2 protein-coding genes are annotated in these 2,739 nt (G+C 65.9%); both read right to left on the bottom strand.

Going from position 1 to position 2,739, the window contains the following annotated elements:
* Positions 1–597 precede the first annotated feature (597 nt).
* Positions 598–1,986, bottom strand: a complete 1,389-nt coding sequence (locus RI554_11225; protein MDR9392585.1) for a phosphodiester glycosidase family protein — start codon at positions 1,984–1,986, stop codon at positions 598–600.
* Between the two features lie 70 nt (positions 1,987–2,056).
* A partial coding sequence (locus tag RI554_11220) for a carbohydrate ABC transporter permease (protein ID MDR9392584.1) occupies positions 2,057–2,739 on the bottom strand: 683 nt, incomplete at its 5' end.

The raw sequence follows: 2,739 nt of genomic DNA, 5'->3' as shown, positions 1-2,739 counted from the left end.
CAGCCTGATCGGCGCGGGGCGCCAGCCGAATCGCTCGGATGCTTGCGATACTCGCCACGAGCACGTCGGGTGTGCGCGCATCTCCCACGGGTGTCACCAACTCCTCCGCCGCCGCGAAGATCCTCGGGTCGGGGTTTGCAAAACCCGGCCGAATCGGCGAGCGCCCATTGCCGAGCAAGGGAAGGATGCCAAACGCCGCAAGCGGCGACGCCGGCTCACGCGCAGACCCGTTTGCCAACGAAATCCGGCGCACGCCGTCCGAGTTGCCCGCGGCGAGAGTCCCACCGGCGCCGGGTAGCCGTACGATGTCGGCCGCACTTTGGTCGTTGGAATCCGCCCGTCCGCCACGTCCGATGCGGTCGCGGCCCCGCACGACATTACGGCCACGCTGTACGCGTCGTCCCCGTCGTACTCGCCCACCCACCGGTCGGTGCGTTGCCGCTCCATTCACGCCTTGATCGAGAAGATGCGGAGCCCGTCCGGGGAGATGCGATGCCATTGCCGCGGCCCGCAGGCGCACGCGGGGCCGGGGATCCGCGCACGCCTCGAGCGGGTGGGCGATCGACACGCCATTGAGATCGAAACGGGTCGTGCATGTCATGTGAACGCCAATCCCGTGGGGACGGGTCGGTCGTACCGCGCGTGTGCATGCGTCCGACGATCGGCCCCCTCGATCACGCTTCCTGAACCTGCGAAGGCTTGTACGGAACCACCTCCATCGAGATTCAATCCGTGAACCGCCCCCTCCTCGACCAGAAGCGCAGCCATGTCAAGCAGCGTCGCGCCTCGGTCCTCCTCCGGCACGTCGAAGTCGCGTGAGGAACGTCCTTGCACGGCAACGACGACGAGCGAACCGTCCGCTCGTACCCCGACGGCGAGACGCGCTGCGCGCGTCACGTCCGCATCGGCGGGGAACACGCTCGGTACCGGCGAGGCCGGCGTCTCCGTTGGCGCGAAGTTCTCGGCGACGAGTGCGGCGCCAACGTCGACGACCCTTCCATGATCCACAAGCAGGGGGCCACCCTGGACTGCCGCCAGAACATCCTCGTCCTCGAAACCCAAGACGGTATGCCGAACGGGTACGCCGCGTTCCACCGCGCTGCGCGTCTCGTCGGGCAAGCGCTCGCCGAACCGGAGGACGAAGCCGGTAGGAGGAATGCTCGCGCCGCCGGATGGATGCATCCCCACCACGGTCCGGTCGACGATGGCGACGTCGAGAACACCTTCGCTTCGAGGCGTGCGTACCCGTGTGGGGTGCCGTGGCGTGCGTGCATAGCGCGTGACGGGCGTCACGCTCGCGGGCATGCACGGCAGCGTCGTCGCTACGTCGTCGAGCCCCACGATGCGCACCTTCCAGCCGTTGCGCGTACGCAGGAGTGCCGCACGTGGGGATGTGGCAGCCGTGTGCAGGACACCGTTCGAGGCATGCAATCCAACCGGGTCTCCGAGTGCGCCATGAGGGCTGGGTTGCTCAGGAGGTGTGATGGTGAAGTAATGACCATTCACCAGAATGGCGTTGGGGACGTACCGCGCGACGGTGCGCAGCGACCCGACCGACCCCAGCCATATGTGCTCAACGTTCTCAGGGTCATCGGGAGCCACCCGCGTACCCTGGCCGTCCCGCGCATCCACGTACACGAGGCCACGTGCACGTGCACGATGAACCAGTTCCTGCAAATCGGTGGGCGCGCTGCTTCCCGCTGCCAAGGCGGCGCGCAGAAGCGAACGGAGCGATGTAACGTGCGCGCCCGTCAGCTCGAATGCCGCATCCCGCGCCCGCGCCGGGGCGGGCAAATGGGTGGGCGGAAGGCTCGTCACGGTTACGGCTCGCCCTGCGAGCGCCGCGAGGTGATGCGCGTACTCCGATGCGCGAATGGGTGCGCGGTCGCGCACGCGCATCGGTGTCACGGTGGTCGCCGCAAACGTCAGTGCCGTGACCCAACCGCCCGATGGAACAGGGCGCGCCTTGATCTGGACGTTCACCATGCCGGGGGCACGCTCGCCGGGTACGACCTGTGGATGTCGAGCAGCTCGACGCGCGGCGTGGTCACCCTCGTCACTTCAAGCCCGACGTGACGAAGCCGCGGACGATGTGCCGTTGAGCCAGCAAGTACACGAGAATCATCGGTAGAACCGATAACACCGACCCAGCCATCAACAGCGTCCAACTTGACTCGTATTGGCCTTGCAGCGCCGTGAGGCCGAGTGGCACGGTTCGCAGGTCGGACTTCGAGACGTACAACACGGCGCGCAAGAGCTCGTTCCAGTTCGTGATGAAGGCAATCACGAACAAGCTTGCAAGGGCGGGACGTGCAGCGGGAAGGAACACGTGCCAGTACACGCCGAACACGCCGGCCCCATCGAGCGTTGCTGCATCCTCCAGGTCACGAGGGACGGTCTTGAAGAATTCGGTGAGGAGGAATGTGCCGAAGGCCCCAACCATCAGTGACGGAACGATGAGCGGCAAATACGTATCGAGCCAACCCAGCTCGACCATCAACAGGAATTCAGGAATGATGGTCACCTCCACGGGAACGAGCATCGTCAGCAACACCGAGGCAAAGAGCAGGCGGCTCCCCCGGAACGTCAGGCGTGCGAATGCGAATCCCGCGAGCGAGCAGGTGACGAGTTGCCCAAGGGCGGCGGTGGTGGAGATGAAGGCGGAGTTCGCAAGATACCTTCCAAAGTGGAAGCGAGCGAGCAGTTCTTGGTAGTTCGCGAGTGGCGTGTCGCTGAACA

This window comes from Trueperaceae bacterium (assembly GCA_031581195.1).
Taxonomy (GTDB): Bacteria; Deinococcota; Deinococci; order Deinococcales; family Trueperaceae; genus SLSQ01.
This window is presented reverse-complemented; position numbering and strand designations above follow the sequence as displayed.

What these genes read in the sequence shown, in the direction of transcription:
- RI554_11225 (MDR9392585.1), bottom strand. Translation starts at nt 1,986, where the DNA reads ATGGTGAACGTCCAGATCAAGGCGCGCCCTGTTCCATCGGGCGGTTGG.